This is a genomic window from Burkholderia dolosa (genome assembly GCF_902499135.1).
Classification (GTDB): domain Bacteria; phylum Pseudomonadota; class Gammaproteobacteria; order Burkholderiales; family Burkholderiaceae; genus Burkholderia; species Burkholderia dolosa.
The window spans coordinates 56,847-80,047 of record NZ_CABVPR010000028.1 but is presented as its reverse complement, the minus strand read 5'-3'; the positions used below and the strand labels follow the sequence as shown (position 1 = coordinate 80,047).

21 protein-coding genes are annotated in these 23,201 nt (G+C 67.5%); 14 read left to right on the top strand and 7 right to left on the bottom strand.

Going from position 1 to position 23,201, the window contains the following annotated elements; genetic code table 11:
* The coding region (thiL, locus tag BUB20358_RS14860) for a thiamine-phosphate kinase (RefSeq protein WP_174905080.1) at positions 1–554 on the bottom strand (554 nt) is incomplete at its 3' end.
* A gap of 135 nt (positions 555–689) precedes the next feature.
* Between thiL and BUB20358_RS14855 the strand changes: the two genes are divergently transcribed.
* From BUB20358_RS14855 to BUB20358_RS14845, 3 genes are all read left to right on the top strand, one after another.
* Complete coding sequence (locus tag BUB20358_RS14855; protein WP_035973069.1) at positions 690–3,032, top strand: NADP-dependent malic enzyme; 2,343 nt, start codon at positions 690–692, stop codon at positions 3,030–3,032.
* A gap of 374 nt (positions 3,033–3,406) precedes the next feature.
* Complete coding sequence (locus BUB20358_RS14850; protein ID WP_006765202.1) at positions 3,407–3,838, top strand: guanyl-specific ribonuclease; 432 nt, start codon at positions 3,407–3,409, stop codon at positions 3,836–3,838.
* A gap of 16 nt (positions 3,839–3,854) precedes the next feature.
* The gene (locus BUB20358_RS14845; RefSeq protein WP_006765201.1) at positions 3,855–4,424 is read left to right on the top strand and encodes a barstar family protein; all 570 of its coding nucleotides are present in this window, start codon (positions 3,855–3,857) and stop codon (positions 4,422–4,424) included.
* A gap of 127 nt (positions 4,425–4,551) precedes the next feature.
* Here BUB20358_RS14845 and BUB20358_RS14840 read toward each other — a convergent pair whose 3' ends face one another.
* The 3 genes from BUB20358_RS14840 to speE form a co-directional block, all read right to left on the bottom strand.
* Complete coding sequence (locus tag BUB20358_RS14840) at positions 4,552–5,319, bottom strand: 16S rRNA (uracil(1498)-N(3))-methyltransferase (protein WP_035973068.1); 768 nt, start codon at positions 5,317–5,319, stop codon at positions 4,552–4,554.
* A 16-nt stretch (positions 5,320–5,335) separates the two neighbouring features.
* Complete coding sequence (locus BUB20358_RS14835) at positions 5,336–5,752, bottom strand: VOC family protein (protein ID WP_035973428.1); 417 nt, start codon at positions 5,750–5,752, stop codon at positions 5,336–5,338.
* A gap of 117 nt (positions 5,753–5,869) precedes the next feature.
* Positions 5,870–6,727, bottom strand: coding sequence for a polyamine aminopropyltransferase (gene speE / locus BUB20358_RS14830; RefSeq protein WP_035973067.1), 858 nt, complete (start codon positions 6,725–6,727; stop codon positions 5,870–5,872).
* Positions 6,728–6,942: 215 nt separating this feature from the next.
* Between speE and tkt the strand changes: the two genes are divergently transcribed.
* Positions 6,943–9,015 (top strand): transketolase, encoded by a 2,073-nt coding sequence (gene tkt, locus BUB20358_RS14825; RefSeq protein WP_006765197.1) that lies wholly within the window; start codon positions 6,943–6,945, stop codon positions 9,013–9,015.
* 93 nt (positions 9,016–9,108) lie between these two features.
* Positions 9,109–10,119: a type I glyceraldehyde-3-phosphate dehydrogenase gene (gene gap / locus BUB20358_RS14820; RefSeq protein WP_006765196.1), complete on the top strand. Its 1,011-nt coding sequence runs from the start codon at positions 9,109–9,111 to the stop codon at positions 10,117–10,119.
* A gap of 187 nt (positions 10,120–10,306) precedes the next feature.
* Here gap and BUB20358_RS14815 read toward each other — a convergent pair whose 3' ends face one another.
* A complete protein-coding gene (locus BUB20358_RS14815; protein ID WP_035973427.1) occupies positions 10,307–11,506 on the bottom strand; it encodes an MFS transporter in 1,200 nt (399 codons plus the stop codon).
* A 262-nt stretch (positions 11,507–11,768) separates the two neighbouring features.
* On the opposite strand from BUB20358_RS14815, the gene cynR reads away from it, so the two are divergent.
* Entirely contained in the window at positions 11,769–12,659 is an 891-nt protein-coding gene (cynR, locus tag BUB20358_RS14810) for a transcriptional regulator CynR (RefSeq protein WP_035973065.1), read from the top strand.
* Between the two features lie 48 nt (positions 12,660–12,707).
* On the opposite strand, the gene BUB20358_RS14805 is transcribed toward cynR, so the two are convergent.
* Positions 12,708–13,430 (bottom strand): FadR/GntR family transcriptional regulator, encoded by a 723-nt coding sequence (locus BUB20358_RS14805; protein WP_081293611.1) that lies wholly within the window; start codon positions 13,428–13,430, stop codon positions 12,708–12,710.
* A 213-nt stretch (positions 13,431–13,643) separates the two neighbouring features.
* Between BUB20358_RS14805 and BUB20358_RS14800 the strand changes: the two genes are divergently transcribed.
* The 3 genes from BUB20358_RS14800 (at position 13,644) to BUB20358_RS14790 (ending at position 16,711) form a co-directional block, all read left to right on the top strand.
* Entirely contained in the window at positions 13,644–14,966 is a 1,323-nt protein-coding gene (locus tag BUB20358_RS14800; RefSeq protein WP_006765192.1) for a C4-dicarboxylate transporter DctA, read from the top strand.
* 201 nt (positions 14,967–15,167) lie between these two features.
* Complete coding sequence (gene alc / locus BUB20358_RS14795; RefSeq protein ID WP_006765191.1) at positions 15,168–16,175, top strand: allantoicase; 1,008 nt, start codon at positions 15,168–15,170, stop codon at positions 16,173–16,175.
* Between the two features lie 11 nt (positions 16,176–16,186).
* Positions 16,187–16,711: an ureidoglycolate lyase gene (locus BUB20358_RS14790; protein WP_035973061.1), complete on the top strand. Its 525-nt coding sequence runs from the start codon at positions 16,187–16,189 to the stop codon at positions 16,709–16,711.
* 201 nt (positions 16,712–16,912) lie between these two features.
* Here BUB20358_RS14790 and fur read toward each other — a convergent pair whose 3' ends face one another.
* Complete coding sequence (gene fur / locus BUB20358_RS14785; RefSeq protein ID WP_006765189.1) at positions 16,913–17,341, bottom strand: ferric iron uptake transcriptional regulator; 429 nt, start codon at positions 17,339–17,341, stop codon at positions 16,913–16,915.
* 142 nt (positions 17,342–17,483) lie between these two features.
* Between fur and BUB20358_RS14780 the strand changes: the two genes are divergently transcribed.
* The 5 genes from BUB20358_RS14780 (at position 17,484) to leuS (ending at position 23,187) form a co-directional block, all read left to right on the top strand.
* Complete coding sequence (locus tag BUB20358_RS14780; protein WP_035973060.1) at positions 17,484–18,299, top strand: outer membrane protein assembly factor BamE; 816 nt, start codon at positions 17,484–17,486, stop codon at positions 18,297–18,299.
* Positions 18,300–18,362: 63 nt separating this feature from the next.
* Positions 18,363–19,160 carry a 4-hydroxy-tetrahydrodipicolinate reductase gene (gene dapB / locus BUB20358_RS14775; RefSeq protein WP_006765187.1) on the top strand — a complete coding sequence of 266 codons (798 nt, stop codon included), beginning with the start codon at positions 18,363–18,365 and terminating at the stop codon, positions 19,158–19,160.
* Between the two features lie 18 nt (positions 19,161–19,178).
* Positions 19,179–19,847 (top strand): MotA/TolQ/ExbB proton channel family protein, encoded by a 669-nt coding sequence (locus tag BUB20358_RS14770; RefSeq protein ID WP_006765186.1) that lies wholly within the window; start codon positions 19,179–19,181, stop codon positions 19,845–19,847.
* A gap of 24 nt (positions 19,848–19,871) precedes the next feature.
* Positions 19,872–20,315 carry an ExbD/TolR family protein gene (locus BUB20358_RS14765; RefSeq protein WP_006765185.1) on the top strand — a complete coding sequence of 148 codons (444 nt, stop codon included), beginning with the start codon at positions 19,872–19,874 and terminating at the stop codon, positions 20,313–20,315.
* 277 nt (positions 20,316–20,592) lie between these two features.
* Entirely contained in the window at positions 20,593–23,187 is a 2,595-nt protein-coding gene (leuS, locus tag BUB20358_RS14760; protein ID WP_006765184.1) for a leucine--tRNA ligase, read from the top strand.
* Positions 23,188–23,201 lie beyond the last annotated feature (14 nt).

The window sequence follows — 23,201 nt, the reverse complement described above, 5'->3', positions numbered from 1 at the left end:
GCCTCGCGCGCGCCGGCCGTCCATTCGCCGCGCGCGATGCCGAGGCCCGCACGCGCGTCGCCGAGCGTGCCGGACACCCACACGTCGTCGCCGTCGCGCGCGGCGTCGCGCCGCAGCGCATCGGCCGGCGCGACTTCGCCGAACACGGTCACGCAGAGATTCAGCGGCCCGCTCGTCGTGTCGCCGCCGATCAGCTCGCAGCCGTACCGGTCGGCGAGCGCGAACAGCCCGTCGCTGAATGCCTCGAGCCACGTCGCGTCCGCGCGCGGCAACGCGCACGCGAGCGTGAACGCGCGCGGCTCGGCGCCCATCGCCGCGAGATCGGACAGATTCACCGCGAGCGTCTTGTGGCCGAGCGCGTCGGGCGCGACGTCCGGGAAGAAGTGGCGGCCCTCGACCAGCATGTCCGTCGAAATGGCCAGCAACTTGCCGGATCGCGGCGCGATCAGCGCGCAATCGTCGCCGATGCCGAGCGTCGACGCGCGTGCGCCGCGGGCCGCGCGGCGCGCGAAGAAGCGATCGATCAGCGAAAACTCGGACAAGGCGGCTGGCACGGCGGACGGACCCGAAGCGATTGAAGGAACGGCATTGTACGAGCGGAACGGCGGCGCTCCTGCACCGTTCGGTACATTTTTGTCGCGGCTGTTGCACCCGAATCGGCGGTCTGGGGGCTACCGATTGGCGCTACAATGCCGTCGAACAGTTATTCTAATCCGCACGTCACGAGACACATGTCCAGCCAAGCCTCCTCCAAAACCAAACTCCGCGAAGCCGCCCTCGACTATCACGAATTCCCGACCCCGGGGAAAATCGCGATCGCGCCGACCAAGCAGATGATCAACCAGCGCGATCTTGCGCTCGCCTATTCGCCGGGCGTCGCGTTCGCATGCGAGGAGATCGTCGAGAACCCGCTGAACGCCGCGCGCTTCACCGCGCGCAGCAACCTGGTGGGCGTCGTCACGAACGGCACGGCGGTGCTCGGGCTCGGCAACATCGGCCCGCTCGCGTCGAAGCCGGTGATGGAAGGCAAGGCCGTGCTGTTCAAGAAGTTCGCCGGCATCGACGTGTTCGACATCGAGCTGAACGAATCGGACCCGCACAAGCTCGTCGACGTGATCGCCGCGCTGGAGCCCACCTTCGGCGGGATCAATCTCGAGGACATCAAGGCGCCGGACTGCTTCATCGTCGAGCGCGAAGCGCGCAAGCGGATGAAAATCCCGGTGTTCCACGACGACCAGCACGGCACCGCGATCGTCGTCGCCGCGGCCGTCACGAACGGGCTGAAGGTGGTCGGCAAGGACATCAAGAAGGTGAAGCTCGTCGCGTCCGGCGCGGGTGCGGCCGCGCTCGCGTGTCTCGACCTGCTCGTCGACATCGGGCTGCCGCTCGAGAACATCATCGTCACCGATCTGGCCGGCGTGGTTTACAAGGGCCGTACCGAGCTGATGGATCCGGACAAGGAGCGTTTCGCGCGCGAGACCGACGCGCGCACGCTCGCGGAAGTGATCGAAGGCGCGGACATCTTCCTCGGCCTGTCGGCCGCGGGCGTGCTCAAGCAGGAAATGGTCAAGGGAATGGCCGAGCGTCCGCTGATCCTCGCGCTCGCGAACCCGACGCCGGAAATCCTGCCGGAGGTCGCGCTCGAAGTGCGCCCGGACGCCGTGCTCGCGACCGGCCGCACCGACTATCCGAACCAGGTCAACAACGTGCTGTGCTTCCCGTTCATCTTCCGCGGCGCGCTCGACGTCGGCGCGACGACGATCACGCGGGAAATGGAGATCGCGGCGGTCAACGCGATCGCCGAGCTCGCGCAGCAGGAGCAGAGCGACATCGTCGCGACCGCATACGGGATCCAGGATCTGTCGTTCGGGCCCGAATACCTGATTCCGAAGCCGTTCGATCCGCGCCTGATCGTGAAGATCGCGCCGGCCGTCGCGCAGGCGGCGATGGACGGCGGCGTCGCGACGCGTCCGATCGAGGACATGGACGCGTACAAGCAGCATCTGCAGCAGTTCGTGTATCACAGCGGCACGACGATGAAGCCGATCTTCCAGCTGGCGCGCAGCGCGCCGGAGGAGAAGAAGCGCGTCGTGTTCGCGGAAGGCGAAGAAGAGCGCGTGTTGCGCGCCGTTCAGATCATCGTCGACGAGAAGCTCGCGAAGCCGATCCTGATCGGCCGCCCGTCGGTGATCGAGCACCGTATTCAGCGCTACGGGCTGCGGCTCACGCCGGGCACCGATTTCACGGTCGTCAACACCGAGCACGACGAGCGCTACCGCGATTTCTGGCAGACGTACCACAAGATGATGGCGCGCAAGGGGATCAGCGAGCAGCTCGCGCGCGTCGAGATGCGTCGCCGCACGACGCTGATCGGTTCGATGCTGGTCAAGAAGGGCGAAGCCGACGGGATGATCTGCGGCACGATCAGCACGACGCATCGTCACCTGCACTTCATCGACCAGGTGATCGGCAAGCGCCCGGGCTGCAGCGTCTACGCGGCGATGAACGGCCTCGTGCTGCCCGGCCGCCAGATCTTCCTCGTCGATACGCACGTGAACGTCGATCCGACCCCGGAGCAACTCGCCGAGATCACGATCATGGCCGCGGAGGAAGTGCGCCGGTTCGGCATCGAGCCGAAGGTCGCGCTGCTGTCGCATTCGAATTTCGGCACGAGCAACGCGCCTTCCGCGCAGAAGATGCGCGATACGCTCGCGATCCTGCAAGAACGCGCGCCAGAGCTGAAGGTCGACGGCGAGATGCACGGCGACGTCGCGCTCGACGCGGCGCTGCGCAAGGAAATTCTGCCGGAGTCGACGCTGGAAGGCGACGCGAACCTGCTGATCCTGCCGAACATCGACGCGGCGAACATCGCGTACAACCTGCTGAAGACGGCCGCCGGCAACAACATCGCGATCGGGCCGATCCTGCTCGGCGCCGCGCAGCCGGTGCACGTGCTGACCGAATCGGCGACCGTTCGTCGCATCGTCAACATGGCCGCGCTGCTCGTCGCGGACGTGAACGCATCGCGCTGACGCAAACCGCCGCGCCGCCGGTCGAACCGGCATCGCGCGGCGCGCGCAATTGCAAACAATGGCAAAAAGAGGCGTGCCCGCAACGGGCACGCCGCCGGGCATCGCGCAAACGCACTTCCCATAAGCAACGTCGGCATCTCCGCGCTCCGGACGGCGAGCGTGGCAAGGAGGCAGAGACTTGCCACTCCAGAGATGCCGCCTGCATTTTATCTTATGAAGGATAAACGTGGCGCGAATTCGGTAAAAAATGCCCGTTTCGGTGCAGGCTTTGCCGTTCGATTCCGAATCGAACATTGATTCGCGCGAACAATAGCGCTACGCTAACGCCTTTGTTGGTCGTCAACTACTTGATTTAACAGCGGGAACCCCGGTTCATGGCACGCAAGTGGCTCCGCAACGGCGCGCTCGCGTCCGTCTTCGCGATGTTCGCGATGGGTATCGTCGGCACGCCGACGGGCAGTCTGGTTTCCGCCGCCTACGCACGGGAAGCCGTTTCGGCCGACGTGGCCGCCGGCGGGTTCGACACGATCCCGACGTCCCGTCTCCCGCGCGAGGCCGTGACCACGCTCGGCCTGATCAGCGCCGGCGGTCCTTACCCGTACGAGAAGGACGGCGTCGTATTCGGCAACCGCGAGCGGATTCTGCCGAAGGCGAAGCGCGGCTACTATCGCGAGTACACGGTGCCGACGCCGCGCGCGCGCAATCGCGGTGCGCGCCGGATCGTCTGCGGCGGGCCGCTGCGCCGGATCGACAACTGTTATTACACGGACGACCACTACAACAGTTTTAAACGCATTGTTGAATGACTTCGGGAAGAACGGCATGAGCGACTCCATCTACGCGCACGACACGGCGGCGGCGGATCTGTTCGCAGCCGGCGACGGCAATCTGTTTCAGCGCGTGATGCAACTGCGCGCGGCGGCGCAACAGGTCGGCGGCGCGCCGGATCCACAGGAAGCCGCTGACCCCGGGCTTTCATCGAACGAGGAGCCTATGAGCCTTTTCACGACCGTGCGACCCAACCTCGTGCAGTCGATCCGCGCGTTCCGCGTGCAGGATCTTGCGGACGAAGCCAGTCGGCTCGGTCAGCACTTTCTGTATGCGTATTGCGGCGCCGCGCAGTCGAAACAGGAAGTGATGGAAACGATCGCGACGTCGTTCCTGTTTCCGAAACACTTCGGCAAGAACTACGATGCGCTGTACGACTGCCTGACCGACCTCGTCGCGAAGGCCGGCGCGCAGCCGGGCTTCGTGATCGTCCTCGAAGGGCTGCCGATCGCGCAGAAGTTCGATAAAGAAGGGCGCGAGACGCTGCTCGACGTATTCCGCGAGGCCGCCGAATTCTGGGCCGAGCGCAAGGTCGCGTTCCGCGTGTTCTATTCGTTCGCGTAAGCGCGAATTCGCCGGCTCACCATTGGCCGGTCCGACAAAAAGCCCGCTTCGAGCGGGCTTTTTTGCGTCTGCGGGACCGCGCACGGCGACGCGCGTGCGGTGCCGCGGCCGCGCGATCGAGCCGGCGTCACCACCCGCCCCAGCGCGCGGCGAGCGCGGCGAGCACGGCCGCACCGGCCGTCTCGGTGCGCAGCACGCGCGGGCCGAGCGACAGCGCGGTAAAACCGCGCGCGCGCGCCGCACTTTCCTCGTCGGGCGACAGTCCGCCCTCCGGCCCGATCAGCAGCGTGACGGGGGCGGCCGGCGCCGCGTCGGGCAGCGACGCGAACGGGATGCTTGCGCGCGGCGAGAGCAGCAGCCGCAGCTCGCCGTCGGCGGGCGCGGCCGGCAGCGCATCGAGCCAGGCGTTGAAGCCGAGCACCGGCGCGACGTGCGGCACGCGGTTGCGTCCGCACTGCTCGCACGAAGCGCGAACGACACCGCGCCAGTGCGCGACGCGCTTGTCGGCGCGCTCGCCGGACAGCTTCACGACGCCGCGCGCGGTCGACAGCGGCACGACTGCCGCCACGCCCAGTTCGACCGCCTTCTCGATTACCCAGTCCATCTTGTCGCCGCCGGCGATGCCCTGCGCGAGCGTCACGCGATACGGCGGCTCGGCCTCGGCCGGTTCGAACCCGTCGATCTGCGCGAGCGCGCTGCGCTTGTCGATCTCGATCAGCCGCGCGCGATACTGGCCGCCGGTGCCGTCGAACAGCGCGAGCGCGTCGCCGGGCTGCAGTCGCAGCACCTGCGCGTGGCGCGCGACGTCGGCCGGCAGCGCGAGCGTCGCGTCGGCGCGCAGCGCCGTGTCGACGAAAAAGCGCGGCACGGCCGCGGTGGTGGTGGCGTCGCTCATGCGTATCGGGCTCCGCTCATGCCGGGAGGCGGCGTGCGAGCGCCCAACGGTAGCCGTCGAGATCCTCGATCTGCGCGAACCGGTCGCCCCAGAACTGATCCTGCGGCGCGGTCAGAGACTTCGCGCCTGCGTCGAGTGCGCGCTGCCATGTCGCATCGACGTCGTCGACGTACAGATAGAACGACTGCGGCGCGATCGCGTTCGCGCTCTTCGGCGTACGGGCAGTCGAGCCGAACGCGCCTTCCGGCGCGAACATCACGATCAGCTGGCCGCGGTAGGCCATCTCGACGTGCATGATCGCGCCGTCCTCGTCGAGTACGTCGCGCAGCTCGAAGCCGAACGCGGCCTTGAAGAATTCGATCGTCGCACGCGCATTGCGTACGGTCAGGTAAGGCGTCAACCAAGGCACGTCGGCCGGACGTGGATCGGTCATGAAGAATCTCCTGTCGTTCGGGGTGGGGCGCGGCTCCGGTGTCGTTCCGGCGATCTGCGCGGTGCGGTGCATCGCGATGCATGCGTCGAAAGCGGAACGGTACGGCCGCCCGGATGCTCAGCGGCGAACGCCCAGTGTAGCGCGCAGCGCGCGCGGCAGCGCAAAAAGGGCCGCATGCAGCCGCGCATCGTAATAGCGCAAGCCTTCGACGCGGCGCGCGGCCAGCCGTTCTTCGACGTCGTGCGCGAACAGCGCGGCCGCATCGAGCGTGTCGCTCGCGATCGCCATCAGCCATTGCGAGCCGTACAGCGGCACGTGCGCGGACAGCAGGTCGACGACCGCGAAGCTCGCGCGCAGATCGTCGAGCAGCGCGGCGATGCGCGCTGCGTGAAATACCGGCGAGCCGAGATGCATCGAGATCGCGCCGCGCGGCGTGAGAACGCGCTTGAGCCGTGCATAGAACTCGCGCGTATAGAGGCCGGCGGCCGGCGAATCGGGCGGCGTGAGGTCGAACACGACGAGATCGAAATGCTCGACGGTCGACGCGACGAAATGCGCGGCGTCGCCGATCACGACTTCGACGCGCGGATCGTCGAGCGCGCCCTGGTGCACGTCGTCGAGATAGCGGCGCGCCATTCCGACCACCTCGTCGTCCAGTTCGGCGACGACGATCCGCTCGATGCACGCATGCTTGAGCAACTGGCGCGCGGCGCCGCCGTCGCCGCCGCCGAGCACGAGCGCCTTTCGCGGGCACGGATGCGCGAGCGCGGCCGGATGCGTCATGCATTCGTGATACACGTATTCGTCGCCGACGGACGTCATCGGGCGGCCGTCCAGCGTAAACAGCCGGCCGAGCTGCGGTGTTTCCCAGACCTCGATCTGCTGGTGCGGCGACGCGACGCGCGCAAGCCGCCGCGCGTTCGGGAAGCCGTAAGTGACGTCGGGCGTAGGGTGAAAGAGTAGCGTGGTGCTCACGGGCGAGCCGCAGGGGCGGGCAGTTCCGACGCCTGAATTATAGGAGGCGCGCGCTTTGGCGGAAAACCGTGCCGGAACAGGGCGCGCCGGCAAGGGAAATGGCGGCCCATCTGTTAAAATGACGAGCTTTGCAGCCCCGTCCGTAGGCTCCGTCCGCTTCGCGTCCGTCAGGCGCCGCACCACGCGCCGGGAACGTCCGATGCGAAAGCTTCCGGATGCCGCCGTGCCCCCGTTTCCTCGACTCGTTCTCCGGACTCGACATGACGACCTCGTCTCCCGCCTCCACCACCCTGATGGCCAACGCGATCCGTGCGCTCGCGATGGACGCCGTCCAGCAAGCGAACTCCGGTCACCCCGGCATGCCGATGGGCATGGCCGAAATCGGCGTCGCGCTGTGGTCGCGCCATCTGAAGCACAACCCGACGAACCCGCACTGGGCGGACCGCGACCGCTTCGTGCTGTCGAACGGCCACGGCTCGATGCTGCTGTATTCGCTGCTGCACCTGACCGGCTACGACCTGCCGATGGAAGAGCTGAAGAACTTCCGCCAGCTGCACTCGAAGACGCCGGGCCACCCGGAATACGGGATCACGCCGGGCGTCGAGACGACCACCGGCCCGCTCGGCCAGGGTCTCGCGAACGCGGTCGGCATGGCGCTCGGCGAAGCGCTGATGGCGGCCGAGTTCAACCGCGACGACGCGAAGATCGTCGATCACTACACGTACGTGTTCCTCGGCGACGGCTGCCTGATGGAAGGCATTTCGCACGAGGCATGCTCGCTTGCGGGCACGCTGAAGCTGAACAAGCTGATCGCGCTGTACGACGACAACGGGATCTCGATCGACGGCGACGTCGTCAACTGGTTCCACGACGACACGCCGAAGCGCTTCGAAGCGTACGGCTGGAACGTGATCGCGAACGTGAACGGCCATGACGTCGACGCGGTCGACGCGGCGATCGCGCAGGCGAAGCGGTCGGACAAGCCGACGCTGATCTGCTGCAAGACGGTGATCGGCAAGGGTGCGGCGACCAAGGCCGGCGGCCACGACGTGCACGGCGCGGCGCTCGGCGCGGAAGAAATCGCGAAGACGCGCGAAGCGCTCGGCTGGAAGTGGGAGCCGTTCGTGATTCCGCAGGAAGTCTACGACGCGTGGGACGCGAAGGAAGCCGGCAAGCGTGCCGAGGCGGCGTGGAACGACGCATTCGCGCAATATCGCGCGAAGTATCCGCAGGAAGCGGCCGAATTCGAGCGCCGGATGGCGAACAAGCTGCCGGCCGACTGGGCGGAGAAGGCGAAGGCGATCGTCGCCGCCGCGAACGAGCGCGCGGAAACGGTCGCGACCCGCAAGGCATCGCAGCAGGCGATCGAAGGGCTCGCCGCGGTGCTGCCCGAACTGCTCGGCGGCTCGGCGGACCTGACCGGTTCGAACCTGACGAACTGGAAGGCGTCGAAGGCCGTGCGCGCGAATCCGGAAGGCGCGGGCGTGCTGCTCGGCAACCACATCAACTACGGCGTGCGCGAATTCGGGATGAGCGCCGCGATCAACGGCCTCGCGCTGCACGGCGGCCACAAGCCGTTCGGCGGCACGTTCCTGACGTTCTCCGACTACAGCCGCAACGCGCTGCGCGTCGCCGCGCTGATGAAGGTGCCGTCGATCTTCGTGTTCACGCACGATTCGATCGGCCTCGGCGAAGACGGCCCGACGCACCAGTCGGTCGAGCACGTGTCGAGCCTGCGCCTGATTCCGCACCTCGACGTGTGGCGCCCGGCGGACACGGTCGAAACCGCCGTCGCGTGGACCCACGCGGTTGCAGCCCATCGTCCGTCGGCGCTGATCTTCAGCCGCCAGAACCTCGCGTTCAATCCGCGCACCGACGCGCAGATCGCGAACATCGACAAGGGCGGCTACGTGCTGAAGGACTGGGACGAAGAAGTCGTCGCGCGCAAGATCATCCTGATCGCGACGGGCTCCGAAGTCGAACTCGCGATGAAGGCCGTCGAGCCGCTCGCGCAGCAAGGCATTGCGGCGCGCGTCGTGTCGATGCCGTCGACCACCGTGTTCGATCGCCAGGACGCCGAATACCGCGAGCGCGTGCTGCCGCACGGCGTGCGACGCGTCGCGATCGAAGCGGGCGTGACCGACTTCTGGCGCAAGTACGTCGGCCTCGAAGGCGGCGTCGTCGGGATCGACTCGTTCGGCGAATCGGCGCCGGCCGGCGTGCTGTTCAAGTACTTCGGCTTTACCGTCGAGCACGTCGTCGACACGGTGAAGGCCGTGCTCGCCTGAAAAACAGGCATTCGCGACGCGCGCCGGCCGCCCGCGCGCGTCGCACCGTGAAGCTGCACGAAACGAATTTTTTCAGCCATTAGGAGATAGACCATGACGATCCGCGTCGCAATCAACGGCTACGGCCGCATCGGCCGCAACACGCTGCGCGCGTTCTATGAAAACGGCAAGAAGCACGATCTCGAGATCGTCGCGATCAACGACCTCGGCGATGCGAAGACCAACGCGCATCTGACGCAGTACGACACCGCGCACGGCAAGTTCCCGGGCGACGTGTCGGTCGACGGCGATTACCTGGTCGTGAACGGCGACAAGATCCGCGTGCTCGCGAACCGCAACCCGGCCGAACTGCCGTGGGGCGAGCTCGGCGTCGACGTCGTGATGGAGTGCACGGGCTTCTTCACGTCGAAGGAAAAGGCGAGCGCGCACCTGAAGGGCGGCGCGAAGAAGGTCATCATCTCGGCGCCGGGCGGCAAGGACGTCGACGCGACGATCGTCTACGGCGTGAACCACAACGTGCTGAAGGCCGAGCACACGGTCATCTCGAACGCATCGTGCACGACGAACTGCCTCGCGCCGCTCGTCAAGCCGCTGAACGACAAGATCGGCCTCGAAACCGGCCTGATGACGACGATCCACGCGTACACGAACGACCAGGTGCTGACCGACGTCTATCACGAAGACCTGCGCCGCGCGCGTTCGGCCACGCACAGCCAGATTCCGACGAAGACGGGCGCCGCTTCGGCGGTCGGCCTCGTGCTGCCGGAACTGAACGGCAAGCTCGACGGCTACGCGATCCGCGTTCCGACGATCAACGTGTCGATCGTCGATCTGTCGTTCATCGCGAAGCGCGACACGACGGTCGAGGAAGTCAACGCGATCATGAAGGAAGCGTCGGAAGGCGCGCTGAAGGGCATCCTCGGCTACAACGACGCGCCGCTGGTGTCGGTCGACTTCAACCACAATCCGGCTTCGTCGACGTTCGATGCGACGCTGACGAAGGTGTCGGGTCGCCTCGTCAAGGTGTCGAGCTGGTACGACAACGAATGGGGTTTCTCGAACCGCATGCTCGATACGGCCGTCGCGTTCGCGAACGCGAAGTAAGCCCGCCGTCGTGCGGCACGCCGCTGCGATGCGGCATGCACGACGAACAAAGCCTGGCCCGCGTTTCGCGGCCAGGCTTTTTTGTTGCGCGGAGGCGGCTCTGCGTATTCGCGCGCGGTGACGAACGTCACCGCATGTTCGCAGCGCAGCACGGCGCGCGCTCCTGATGCGCCGATGCGCGAGCACGTTACTGAGTCGCCTGCCGCACGCCGACACGCTGCGACGCGACCCACAGCGCGACCAGCGTCCCGGCGAACGCCGCGCCTGCGATGCACACGCCGCGCCACCCTGCGATACCGTACGCGACGCTCGCCGCGAACGACCCCAACGCACCGCCGATGAAGTAGCTCGTCAGGTAGATCGTCGTCACGCGGCTGCGTGCGTCGCCGGCGAGCGCATAGATCACGCTCTGGTTCGAGATGTGCGTGCCCTGCACGCCGACGTCGAGCAGCAGGATCCCTGCGATCAGCGCCGTGAGCGAATGCGCGCCGGCCGCGATCAGCGCGAACGATGCCAGCACGGCGGTGGCGAAGAGGCCGGTCGCCGCGTTGCCGTAGCCGCGATCGACGAGCCGGCCGGCCGACGTCGCCGCGAGTGCGCCTACCGCGCCGATGATGCCGAACAGCCCGATCCGGCCTTCCGTATAGCCGTACGGCGGCTGCGTGAGCAGAAACGTGAGGCCGGTCCACAGCAGGCTGAAGCACGCGAACACGAGCGCGCCGTACGCGGAGCGCAGCGCGATCGGTGGCTGCGCGCGCAGCAGCGCGACGAGCGACTTCATCAGCGCCGCATAATCGAGCCGCGCATCGCGGCGATCCTTCGGCAGCTTCACCGCGAGCACGGCGGTCAGCACGACGATCATCGCGGCGGCGATGCCGTACACCGCACGCCAGCCGAGCGCGTCGGCGATCGCGCCGGCCGCGACGCGCGCGAGCAGGATGCCGAGCAGCAGCCCGCTCATCACGGTGCCGACCGCGCGGCCGCGCGTGCGCGCATCGGCGAGCGACGCGGCGAACGGCACGAGCAGCTGCGTCGAACAGGTGACGAAGCCGAGCACGACGTTTGCGGCGACGAACATCGCGAAGTGCGTGCTGAGCGCGACTGCGGCGAGCGCGACGACGTTCAGCGCGAGCAGCCGCACGATCAGCGTGTGGCGGTTGAGCGCGTCGCCGAGCGGCACGATCAGCAGCAGGCTCGCCGCATAGCCGAGCTGCGTCAGCGTGACGAGATAGCCGAGCTCGGCCGGCGCGCGGCCGAAGCTGTGCGCGATCGCGGCGAGCAGCGGCTGCGCGTAGTAGATATTGCCGATGACGATCCCGCATGCGCAGGCGAACAGCAGCGTCATGCCGCGGGTGAGGGGAGGATGAGGGGCGTAATGCGGTTCCATGGTCGGGAAAAGTGGCGGCGGGCGCCGCTGCGTGAAACGGTCGGAATAGAAGGCCGGCGTTCGTCGATCGACGATCGGCCGATACCGCCGGCATGGCGCGTTTCCGGGCCGCGCGATACGGCGCGGCGGCAGCACGGCGGCGCCATGCACGCGCGACGCGCGATGCACGGCGGCGGATGTGCGTATGATGCGCAAACCGTCCCATAGCGTCCAAGACTGGATTGTTATGGTCTCCATTGGCATAACCAATAGTTCGTCCGCGATGCTGCTGCGTCACATCCGTTATTTCCTCGCCGTCGCCGAGCAGTGCAGCTTCACGCGTGCGGCGGATGCGCTGCACGTGTCGCAGCCGACGCTGTCGCAGCAGATCCGCCAGCTCGAGGAAACGCTCGGCGTGCCGCTGTTCGACCGCTCGGGCCGCACCGTGCGACTCACCGAATTCGGCGAAGCCTATGCGCGCCACGCGCGCGCAGCGTTGCAGCAGCTCGATGCCGGGCGGCGCGCGCTGCACGACGTCGCCGAACTGGGCGGCGGCGCGTTGCGGCTCGCGATGATGCCGACGTTCGCCGCTTATCTGAGCGGTTCGCTGATCGATGCCTTTCACGTCGAATTTCCCGGCATCGCGCTGTCGATCGACGCGATGCCGCAGGCGCGCATCGAGGCGCTGCTCGCCGACGACCGGATCGACGCGGGCTTCGCGTTCATGCCGCCGCGCGCGCCGGAGATCGACGCGTTGCCGTTATGGACCGAGTCGCTCGCGTTCGTGACCGCACGCACGCATCGCCTCGCGCGGCGCCGCCGTGCGCTGACGCCGGCCGAACTCGGCGGCGAGGCGCTCGTGCTGCTGAGCCGCGCGTTCGCGACGCGCGAAAGCATCGACCGGTATTTCGCCGAGCATCGCGCTCAACCGAAGGTTGCGGTCGAAACGAATACGGTCACGGCGGTGCTGGAACTCGTGCGGCGCGGCCGGCTCGCCACGGTGCTGCCCGAGGCGATCGCACGCGCGAGCGGCGAACTGTGCGCGCTCGACGTCGATCCGCCGTTGCCGACGCGCACGGCCGCGCTGCTCACGCGCAACGGCGCGTATCGGAGCGTCGCGGCGCGCGCGTTCATCGAGCGCGCGCTCGCGTATCGCGATCGGTCGGGACATTGACCGGCCCGGTCGGGCCGGCGTGGGACGGTGACGAACGCGACGCGCCGGTCAGATGCGAGGCGTCGGGAAGAACACGCCGGCGCGCTGCGCGGCGTTCGCGATATGCGTTTCGATCGCGGTGCCGGCGGCGGCCGCGTCGCGCGCGATCAGCGCGTCGACGATCGCGCGATGCTCGTGCCACGTCGACAGCAGCAGCTCGCGCCGGTAGAACGGCATGCGCTGGCTTTCCTTCATGATGTCCGCGCTGCCGCGCAGGATCGATTCGATTGCCGCGTTGCCGGCCAGCTGGATGATTCGCATGTGGAAGTCGAAGTCGAGCTGCGACGCTTCGTCGAGCGCGTTTTCGGTCAACGCGACGTGGAGTTGGGCGAGGTTGTCCTCGAACCACGCGATGTCGTCGTCGGTGACGACGTGCGCGGTCATGCGCGCGGCAAAGCCTTCGAGCGCATAGCGCATCTGATACGTGTCGGGCGGCGACGACTGCTCGGCGAACCGCCACGCGTGCGCGACCGTCGCCTGCGCGCTTTCGACGTACACGCCTTTGCCGGCACGGATGCGCAGCATCCCGAGCGCCTCGAGCGTCGACAACGCTTCGCGCAGCGACGCACGACTGATCTGCAGCTCTTCGGAGAGCTGGCGCTGGGCCGGCAGCAGGCTGCCGACCGGATATACGCCTGCCTCGATCCGGTCGCGGATCGTCGCGATGGCGGCGTCGGTCACGGTGTGCGGAACATTCTTCATGGGGTGAACGATGGCCGGTCTGACCGGCATTGTAATCCGCACGCGCGTGGTGCACGGGTGCACTAGGGAAAGCCACGAGCGCGGCGGTATCGCCGCGGTGCGCACGAAAACGTCGGGGGGCGGGAAATCCCTATTTTGTCCGTTCTTGACGCGACTATATCGGCTTCCTACTATCGACCATAACATCACTGGTCATACCAGTATGAACAGACGAAACTGCAACCGTTGGATCGGGAGAGCGCCGTGTCGAAATTCCTCAATTCGCTGTTTGGCCGGGTAGTCGTCGCATTAATCCTGGGGGTCGCGCTCGGTGCGTTCTTCCCGCATTTCGCCGAATCGCTGCGTCCGCTCGGCGACGGCTTCCTGAAACTGATCAAGATGGTCATCGGCCCGATCGTGTTCTGCGTGGTGGTGAGCGGGATGGCCAATGCCGGCGACCTGAAGAAGGTCGGCCGGGTCGGCCTGAAAGCGGTCGTCTATTTCGAGGTGATGACGACGCTCGCGCTCGGCATCGGCCTCGTGCTCGCGTGGTTCACGCGGCCGGGCGTCGGGATGAACATCGACCTGCGCTCGCTCGATGCGGCGTCGCTCGCGTCGTATGCGAAGAACGCCGAAAGCCTGAAGGACACGGCCGGCTATCTGCTGAAGATCATTCCGGACACCGCGATCGACGCATTCGCGAAAGGCGACATCCTGCAGATCCTGGTCTTCGCGGTGCTGTTCGGCTCCGCGCTGTCGCTGCTCGGCGACAAGGCGCAGCGCGTCAACAGCCTGATCGAGGAGCTGTCGCACGTGTTCTTCCGCGTGATCGGCTTCATCATCAAGCTCGCGCCGCTCGGCGTGCTCGGTGCGATCGCGTTTACCACCGGCAAGTACGGCGTCGCGTCGCTCAAGCAGCTCGGCTATCTCGTCGCGGTGTTCTATCTGAGCTGCATCGTGTTCGTCACAGTCGTGCTCGGCGCGGTGATGAAGCTCGCCGGCTTCTCGGTGTTCAAGCTGATTCGCTACCTGCGCGAAGAGCTGTCGATCGTGCTCGGCACCGCATCGTCGGACGCGGTGCTGCCGCAGGTAATGCGCAAGCTCGAATACATGGGCGTGAAGGATTCGACGGTCGGCCTCGTGATCCCGACCGGCTACTCTTTCAATCTCGACGGCTTCTCGATCTATCTGACGCTCGCCGTGCTGTTCATCGCGCAAGCTACGAACACGCCGCTGTCGACGCACGATCTGATCGTCGTGCTGCTGGTCTCGCTCGTCACGTCGAAGGGCGCGCACGGGATTCCGGGCTCGGCGATCGTGATCCTCGCGGCGACGCTGTCGGCGATTCCCGCGATTCCGGTGCTCGGCCTCGTGCTGATCCTGCCGGTCGACTGGTTCGTCGGCATCGCGCGCGCATTGACGAACCTGATCGGCAACTGCGTCGCGACGGTCGTCGTCGCGGTGTGGGAAAACGACATCGACAAGGTCCGCGCGACGCGCGTGCTGAACCGCGAACTGCGCTACGTGCCGGCCGAAGAAGAGATCGGCGGCGCGCCGGTCGCCGGCGATCGGGCGCACGCACTCTGAGCGTCACCGAGCAGGACCGCTTCGCGCGGTTGCCCCGCGCAGGCGATCCCGATACGGCCGGCGCATCGATGCGCCGGCGTTCGACCGACGCTGCGTTGCATCGGATGGACAAACGCCGGAGCGGCGGCGCTGGTCGAGCGCGAAGCACGAGCGGGAGCGAGCATCAGCGCGCCGATTCCCGCCGACAGAACAGGAGACAAAATGGCAGCCCCCGTTATCGATCCGAACGCGCCGGCATTCACGCGGCGCTACATGAACCTCGCCGATCCGCGCTTCGGCGCGCAGGCGCTCTTCGCCAGCGACGAATTCTTCGCGCCGAAGGAGCGCATGCTCAACCCGGAGCCGGCCGTCTTTATCCCCGGCAAATATGACGATCACGGCAAATGGATGGACGGCTGGGAAACGCGCCGCAAGCGCACGACGGGCCACGACTTCTGCGTGATCCGCCTCGCGCGGCCCGGCGTGATCCACGGCGTCGATCTCGACACCAGCCACTTCACCGGCAACTTCCCGCCGGCCGCGTCGATCGACGCGTGCTTCACCGACAGCGACACGCCGCCCGATCACGCCGAGTGGCGCACGATTGTCCCGGCGACGACGCTGCAGGGCAACTCGCATCACTACGTGAGCGTCGACGACACGCTGCCGTACACGCATCTGCGCGTGAACCTGTATCCGGACGGCGGGCTCGCGAGGCTGCGCGTGTACGGCCAGCCGCAGCGCGACTGGCGTCGCGTGCCGGCCGGCGAACTCGTCGATCTGGCGGCGATCGAGAACGGCGGCTATCTGGTTGCCGCGAACAACCAGCATTTCGGCGCCGCATCGCAGATGCTGATGCCGGGCCGCGGCGCCAACATGGGCGACGGCTGGGAAACGCGCCGCCGTCGCGAGCCGGGCAACGACTGGGCGATCGTCGCGCTCGCGCGGCCCGGCGTGATCCGGCGCGTCGAAGTCGACACCGCGTTCTTCAAGGGCAATTTCCCCGACCGCTGCTCGCTGCAGGCCGCGCGCGTCGACGGTGGTACCGACGATTCGCTCGTCACGCAGGCGATGTTCTGGGCCGAACTGCTCGGCGAGCAGAAGCTGTCGATGGACAGCGTCCATACGTTCGACCGGCTCGCGCAGCTCGGCCCCGTCACGCACGTGCGCTTCAACATCTTCCCGGACGGCGGCGTGTCGCGCCTGCGTCTGTGGGGCGAACCGGCGTAACGGAGGCGGCGATGAGCGAACCCCGCATCCTGCGCGTCGAGCGCCTGACCCGTGAAGCGTTCGCGCCGTTCGGCGACGTGATTGCGCTCGAAGGCGCGCGGCATTTTCCGATCAACGGCGGCACGACCGAGCGCTTTCACGACCTCGCGACCATCGACGTGTGCGCGGACGGCGGCCGGCCGCTCGTCAGCGTGTTCCGCGCGCAGCCGCGCACGCTGCCGGTCGCCGTCACGCTGATGGAGCGCCATCCGCACGGCAGCCAGGCGTTCATCCCGCTCGCGAGCGTGTCGCGCTATGCGATCGTCGTCGCGCCGGCCGGCGAATTCCGGCCGGACGCGATGCGTGCGTTCCTGGCCGAAGGCTGGCAGGGCGTGAACTACGCAAAAGGTGTCTGGCACCATCCGCTGCTCGCGCTCGACGCGGTCAGCGACTTCGTGATCGTCGATCGCGGCGGCCCGCAGCCGAACTGCGACGAGATTCCGCTCGACGGCGTGTGGACGCTCGAACTGGAGCGGGCCTGCGCGAGCGTGCTCTGACGCGACGCGCGTTCCGCCATCGGCAGCGTTGGTCGGCGCGACGCTCGGCACTTGCGCGACTGCGCTCGTCTTCGTCGAAGGGTGTTTGAAAGCATGCCGGAGCGGCTCCGGCATGCAGCGCGCGAAGACGTTCCGAAAACAACACGGCCCGGGCGGCGGCGGATGCCGGCCGGGCCGTCGTACGTGCGGAAACTGCGCGAATCAGTGCTTGCGGTGCGGGCAGTTCTCGGTCGTGCACGAGCCGTACATCGCGAGCGAGTGCTCCTGCAGCCGGAAGCCGCGTTCCTTCGCGATCGCCTGCTGGCGGCCTTCGATCTCGGCATCGAAGAATTCCTCGACGCGGCCGCAATCGAGGCACACGAGGTGATCGTGGTGCGAACCTTCGTTCAGCTCGAACACGGCCTTGCCGGATTCGAAGTTGCTGCGCGTGAGCAGGCCGGCCTGCTCGAACTGCGTGAGCACGCGATAGACGGTAGCGAGCCCGATGTCGAGCTGTTCGCTGAGCAGATTGCGGTAGACGTCTTCGGCCGTCAGGTGACGCACGGGGCTTTGCTGGAAGATTTCGAGAATCTTGAGCCGCGGTAGGGTGGCCTTTAGCCCGATATTCTTGAGATCCGTTGGATTGGTCATGGCTAGGCGTCCCTAGAGTACAATGCAGGGCTTCAATGTTACCGGCTTTTCGCCGTTCCAGAAACACGCGCGGCCTGCGACGCGGGCCAGCACGGTGAAGGAAATGATCCCAGAATCGCTTTCGCACTTTCAGAGGAGTCGCATGCGGAGTGCCATCATCGCTGCCGCCGCCGTTGCCGCGCTGGCGGGTTGTTCGTCGTACGACAGCGTGACGCAGCGCATTGCGCAAAGCATCACGCCCTATCGGATCACCGTCGTGCAGGGCAACTTCGTGTCGCAGGAGAAAGCCTCGCAGCTGCAGGCCGGGATGACGCGCGACCAGGTGCGCGCGCTGCTCGGCACGCCGCTGCTGGCGGACATGTTCCATGCGGACCGCTGGGATTACCTGTTCTACTTCAAGCGCGGCTCGACGTCGGTCGTCCAGCAGCGCGACCTCGTGCTGACGTTCGCGGGCGATCGCCTCGCGAGCTGGACCGGCGCCGAGAATCTGCCGTCCGAGCTCGACCTGCTGGCCGACATCGACGGCGACCGCGGCGGCAAGAAGGCGAAGGCGGCCGCAGCGGCGAGAGCGGCGTCCGAGGCGGCCGCGGCACGCGCGGCGCAGACGGCGAGCGCGCCGGCAGCCGATTCGGCCGCGAGACTGTCGACCGTGCCGGCGTCGGCCGCTTCGGTTGTCGATCAGGACGCGAACGCGCAGGCTGCGCGCGCGGCGAACCGCGCGACCAACCAGGTGCCGGGGCAGGGCTCGGCTGCACGCCGCTTCACGCCGTCGGCGCAGGCGTCGGGCGGCGCACCGGTGCCGGGCGGCCAGCCGCCGGGCGCGGTGCCCGCGATCCAGCCGCAGTTCCAGTTCCATCGCCCGCCCCCGCCGAACACGTCCACCGATGCGACGCCGCCGGTCGGGCCGCAAGGTTCGGACACGCTGCAGAACCAGCCGCTCACCGCGCCGGCCCAGTAAGCGCGAGCGCGCGGAAACGGGCGGCATGCGCCGCCCCTCTTTAGACCTGTCGTATAGAAAGCCATGAAGATTGCGATTGCCGGCGCATCGGGCCGTATGGGCCGGATGCTGATCGAAGCCGTTCTCAACGATTCCGACGCGCAGCTCGTCGGCGCGCTCGACCGTGCCGGCTCGCCGTTCCTCGGTCAGGACGCCGGCGCGTTCCTCGGCAAGGAAACCGGGATCAAGCTGACCGACGATCTCGACGCCGTGTTCGCGCAGGCCGACTACCTGATCGATTTCACGCGCCCGGAAGGCACGCTCGCACACGTCGAGGCCGCGCTGCGCCACGACGTGAAACTGGTGATCGGCACGACGGGCTTCACCGCCGAGCAGAAGGCCGCGCTGCATGCGGCGGCCGGCAAGATCGGGATCGTGTTCGCGGCGAACATGAGCGTCGGCGTGAACGTCACGCTGAAGCTGCTCGAGTTCGCGGCCAAGCATTTCTCGCACGGCTACGACATCGAGATCATCGAGGCGCACCATCGGCACAAGGTCGATGCGCCGTCCGGCACGGCGCTGATGATGGGCGAAGCCGTCGCCGGTGCGCTCGGGCGCTCGCTCGACGATTGCGCGGTGTACGGCCGCCACGGCGTGACGGGCGAACGCGATCCGTCGACGATCGGCTTTGCGGCGGTGCGCGGCGGCGACATCGTCGGCGATCACACCGTGCTGTTCGCCGGCATCGGCGAGCGGATCGAGATCACGCACAAGTCGTCGAGCCGCGTATCGTACGCGCAGGGCGCGCTGCGCGCGGTGCGCTTCCTGTCGGCGCGCGGCGCCGGCCTGTTCGACATGCAGGACGTGCTCGGCCTGCGCTGACCTTCCAGGGAAACTCCGATGGCCATTCCCACCGGCGTTGTCCACTACCTCGAAAGCGGCGATGCGATCACGCACGCCGTCGCCTACGTGCTGCTGGCGATGTCGATCGCCAGCTGGTGCTTCCTGTTGATGAAAGCGTGGCTGCTGGTGCGCGCGAAGCGGCAGGGGCCGCGTGCGCTCGCCGCGTTCTGGCGCGCGTCGTCGCTCGATGCGGGCATCGCCGCGTTGGCCGGCGCCGATCGCGAGCGCGTGTTCGTGCCGCTCGCCGAAGCGGCGCGCGACGCCGCCGACGACCACGATCCGGCCGCGCTCGCCGCGCGGGTCGAGCGCAGCGAACGCGTGCTGCGCGCGCTGCGTCACGCGATGCTGCGCTCGCAGCGGCGCCTCGAATTCGGCCAGGTGCTGCTCGCGTCGATCGGCAGCACCGCGCCGTTCGTCGGCCTGCTCGGCACGGTGTGGGGCATCTACCATGCGCTCGGCAGCATCGCCGCGAGCGGGCAGGCGCAGATCGAGAACGTCGCGGGGCCGGTCGGCGAGGCACTGATCATGACCGCGTTCGGGCTCGTCGTCGCGATTCCCGCGGTGCTCGCGTACAACATTCTCGGGCGGCTCGTGCGGCAGCTCGCCGAGGAACTCGACGGCTTCGCGCGCGATCTGCACGTATTCGTGTGCGCGCAGCCCGCGTGACGCACCGGCGACGGAGGAACGATCATGGCATTCGGCGGACTGGAGCACCACAAGACGTCGGCGCCGATGGCGGAGATCAACATGACGCCGCTGATCGACGTGATGCTCGTGCTGCTCGTGATCTTCATCATTACCGCGCCGCTGATGACGCACGCGATCCGGCTCGATCTGCCGAAGGTCGCGGCGAGCGTCGCGCGCGACACGCCGCAGTCCGTCACGCTGTCGATCGACGACGCGGGCAAGCTGTACTGGAACGACACGCCGGTCGCGCTCGACGCGCTGTCCGCGCGCTTTCGGGCCGCGGCCGCGGGCGGTGCGCCGCCCGAACTGCGGCTGCGTGCTTCGCGCGCGACGCGCTACGACGTGATCGCGCAAGTGATGGGCGCCGCGCAGGCCGCCGGTCTGACGCGAATCGGCTTCGTGACCGACGTGCCGCCGCAGCCGCCGGCAGCACGCGCGACGCGCTGAGCGCGCGGCGGCACCGGCGCGCGCGAACGGTGCGCGCACATCGCGTTTGCGCCCGCGAGACCGGCCGTACGGCGCGGCGCGGGCGGTATAATCGTCGTTTTTCCCGGTCGGCAGGGTGTCCCTGATCATCCGGAGCCTGTCCGGGCGTTCCGGGGTTCGTCCGGCAGCCGCGGCCGGGCCCGCGGACGGCCAGCCTGTTGCTGCGCCGGGCAAGCACGAATTTCGATCCACTCCCGCGCGAGCGTCGCGCCGCTTAAAGCCTAGTCCGAACCACACCATGCACGAGAGATACGTACCCGCCGACGTCGAAGCCGCCGCCCAGGGCGACTGGCGCGCAGCCGATGCCTACAAGACGAAGGAAGACTCGCAGAAGCCGAAGTTCTACTGCGTGTCGATGCTGCCGTACCCGTCCGGCAAGCTGCACATGGGTCACGTGCGCAACTACACGATCAACGACGTGATGTACCGCTACCTGCGGATGAACGGCTACAACGTGCTGATGCCGATGGGCTGGGATGCGTTCGGGATGCCGGCCGAGAACGCCGCGATGGCCAACGGCGTGCCGCCCGCGAAGTGGACGTACGACAACATCGAGTACATGAAGGGCCAGATGCAGTCGATGGGTCTCGCGATCGACTGGTCGCGCGAAATCGCGACGTGCAAGCCCGACTACTACAAGTGGAACCAGTGGCTGTTCCTGAAGATGCTCGAGAAGGGCATCGCGTACAAGAAGACGGGCACCGTGAACTGGGATCCGGTCGACCAGACCGTGCTCGCGAACGAGCAGGTGATCGACGGCCGCGGCTGGCGCTCGGGCGCGCTCGTCGAGAAGCGCGAGATTCCGATGTACTACCTGCGGATCACGCAGTACGCGGACGAGCTGCTGAACGATCTCGACGGCCTCGGCTGGCCTGAGCGCGTGAAGATCATGCAGCAGAACTGGATCGGCAAGAGCTTCGGCGTGAACTTCGGCTTCCCGTACGAGCTCGACGGCGAGAAGGCGTTGCTGCGCGTGTTCACGACGCGCGCCGACACGATCATGGGCGTCACGTTCTGCGCGATCGCGGCCGAGCACCCGCTCGCGACGCGCCTCGCGCAGGACAAGCCCGAACTGCAGGCGTTCATCGAAGAATGCAAGCGCGGCGGCGTCGCCGAGGCCGACGTCGCGACGATGGAGAAGAAGGGCATCGCGACCGGCTTCTCGGTCACGCACCCGCTGACCGGCGAGCCGGTCGAGGTATGGATCGGCAACTACGTGCTGATGAGCTACGGCGAAGGCGCGGTGATGGGCGTGCCGGGCCACGACGAGCGCGATTTCGCGTTCGCGAAGAAATACGGGTTGCCGATCAAGCAGGTGATCGCCGCCGAAGGGCAGACGTACTCGCTCGACGCATGGCAGGAGTGGTACGGCGACAAGGAAGTCGCGGTCTGCGTGAACAGCGGCAAGTACGACGGTCTGCGCTATGCGGACGCGGTCGACGCGGTCGCGGCCGACCTGAAGGCCGGCGGCTTCGGCGACAAGCAGGTCACGTGGCGCCTGCGCGACTGGGGCGTGTCGCGTCAGCGCTACTGGGGCACGCCGATTCCGATCATCCACTGCCCGTCGTGCGGCGACGTGCCGGTGCCCGAGCAGGATCTGCCGGTCGTGCTGCCGGAAGACCTCGTGCCGGACGGCTCGGGCAACCCGCTCGCGAAGTCGGAAGCGTTCCTGAACTGCACGTGCCCGAAGTGCGGTGCGGCCGCGAAGCGCGAAACCGACACGATGGATACCTTCGTCGATTCGTCGTGGTACTTCTCGCGCTACACGGCGCCGGATGCGGACACGATGGTCGATTCGCGCACCGACTACTGGATGCCGATGGATCAGTACATCGGCGGCATCGAGCACGCGATCCTGCACCTGCTGTATTCGCGTTTCTGGACCAAGGTGATGCGCGACCTGGGCCTCGTGAAGTTCGGCGAACCGGCGAAGAACCTGCTTACGCAGGGGATGGTGCTGAACGAGACGTTCTATCGCGAAGATGCGGCCGGCAAGAAGACCTGGTACAACCCGGCCGACGTGACGGTCACGCACGACGACAAGGGACGCCCCGTCGGCGCGACGCTCAACGCCGACGGTCAGCCGGTCGTGCTGGGCGGCATCGAGAAGATGTCGAAGTCGAAGAACAACGGCGTCGACCCGCAGGTACTGATCGATCAGTACGGCGCCGATACCGCGCGTCTGTTCACGATGTTCGCCGCGCCGCCGGAGCAGCAGCTCGAATGGTCGGGCGCGGGCGTCGAAGGCGCGAGCCGCTTCCTGCGCCGCGTGTGGAGCTTCGGCTACGCGAACCGCGACGCGCTCGCCGCGCGCGCGGGCTTCGACGCGGCCGCGCTCGGCGAGGCCGACAAGGCGCTGCGCCGCGAGATCTACAGCGTGCTGAAGCAGGCCGATTTCGACTATCAGCGCCTGCAGTACAACACGGTCGTATCGGCCGCGATGAAGATGCTGAACGCGATCGACGGCGCGAAGGGCGCGACGCCCGGCGTGCTGCGCGAAGCGTACGGCGTGCTGCTGCGCGTGCTGTACCCTGTCGTCCCGCACATCACGTTCGAACTGTGGAAGGCGCTCGGCTACGCGGACGAGTTCGGCCCGCTGCTCGACGCGCCGTGGCCGAAGGTCGACGAGGCGGCGCTCGAGCAGGCCGAGATCGAGCTCGTGCTGCAGGTGAACGGCAAGGTGCGCGGCGCGCTGAAGGTCGCGAAGGACGCGAGCCGCGACGCAATCGAAGCCGCGGCGCTCGCCGACGACGCATTCGCGAAGTTCGGCGAGGGCAAGCCGGCGAAGAAGATCGTCGTCGTGCCGGGCCGCCTCGTGAACATCGTCGTCTGACGGCCGTCGGCCGT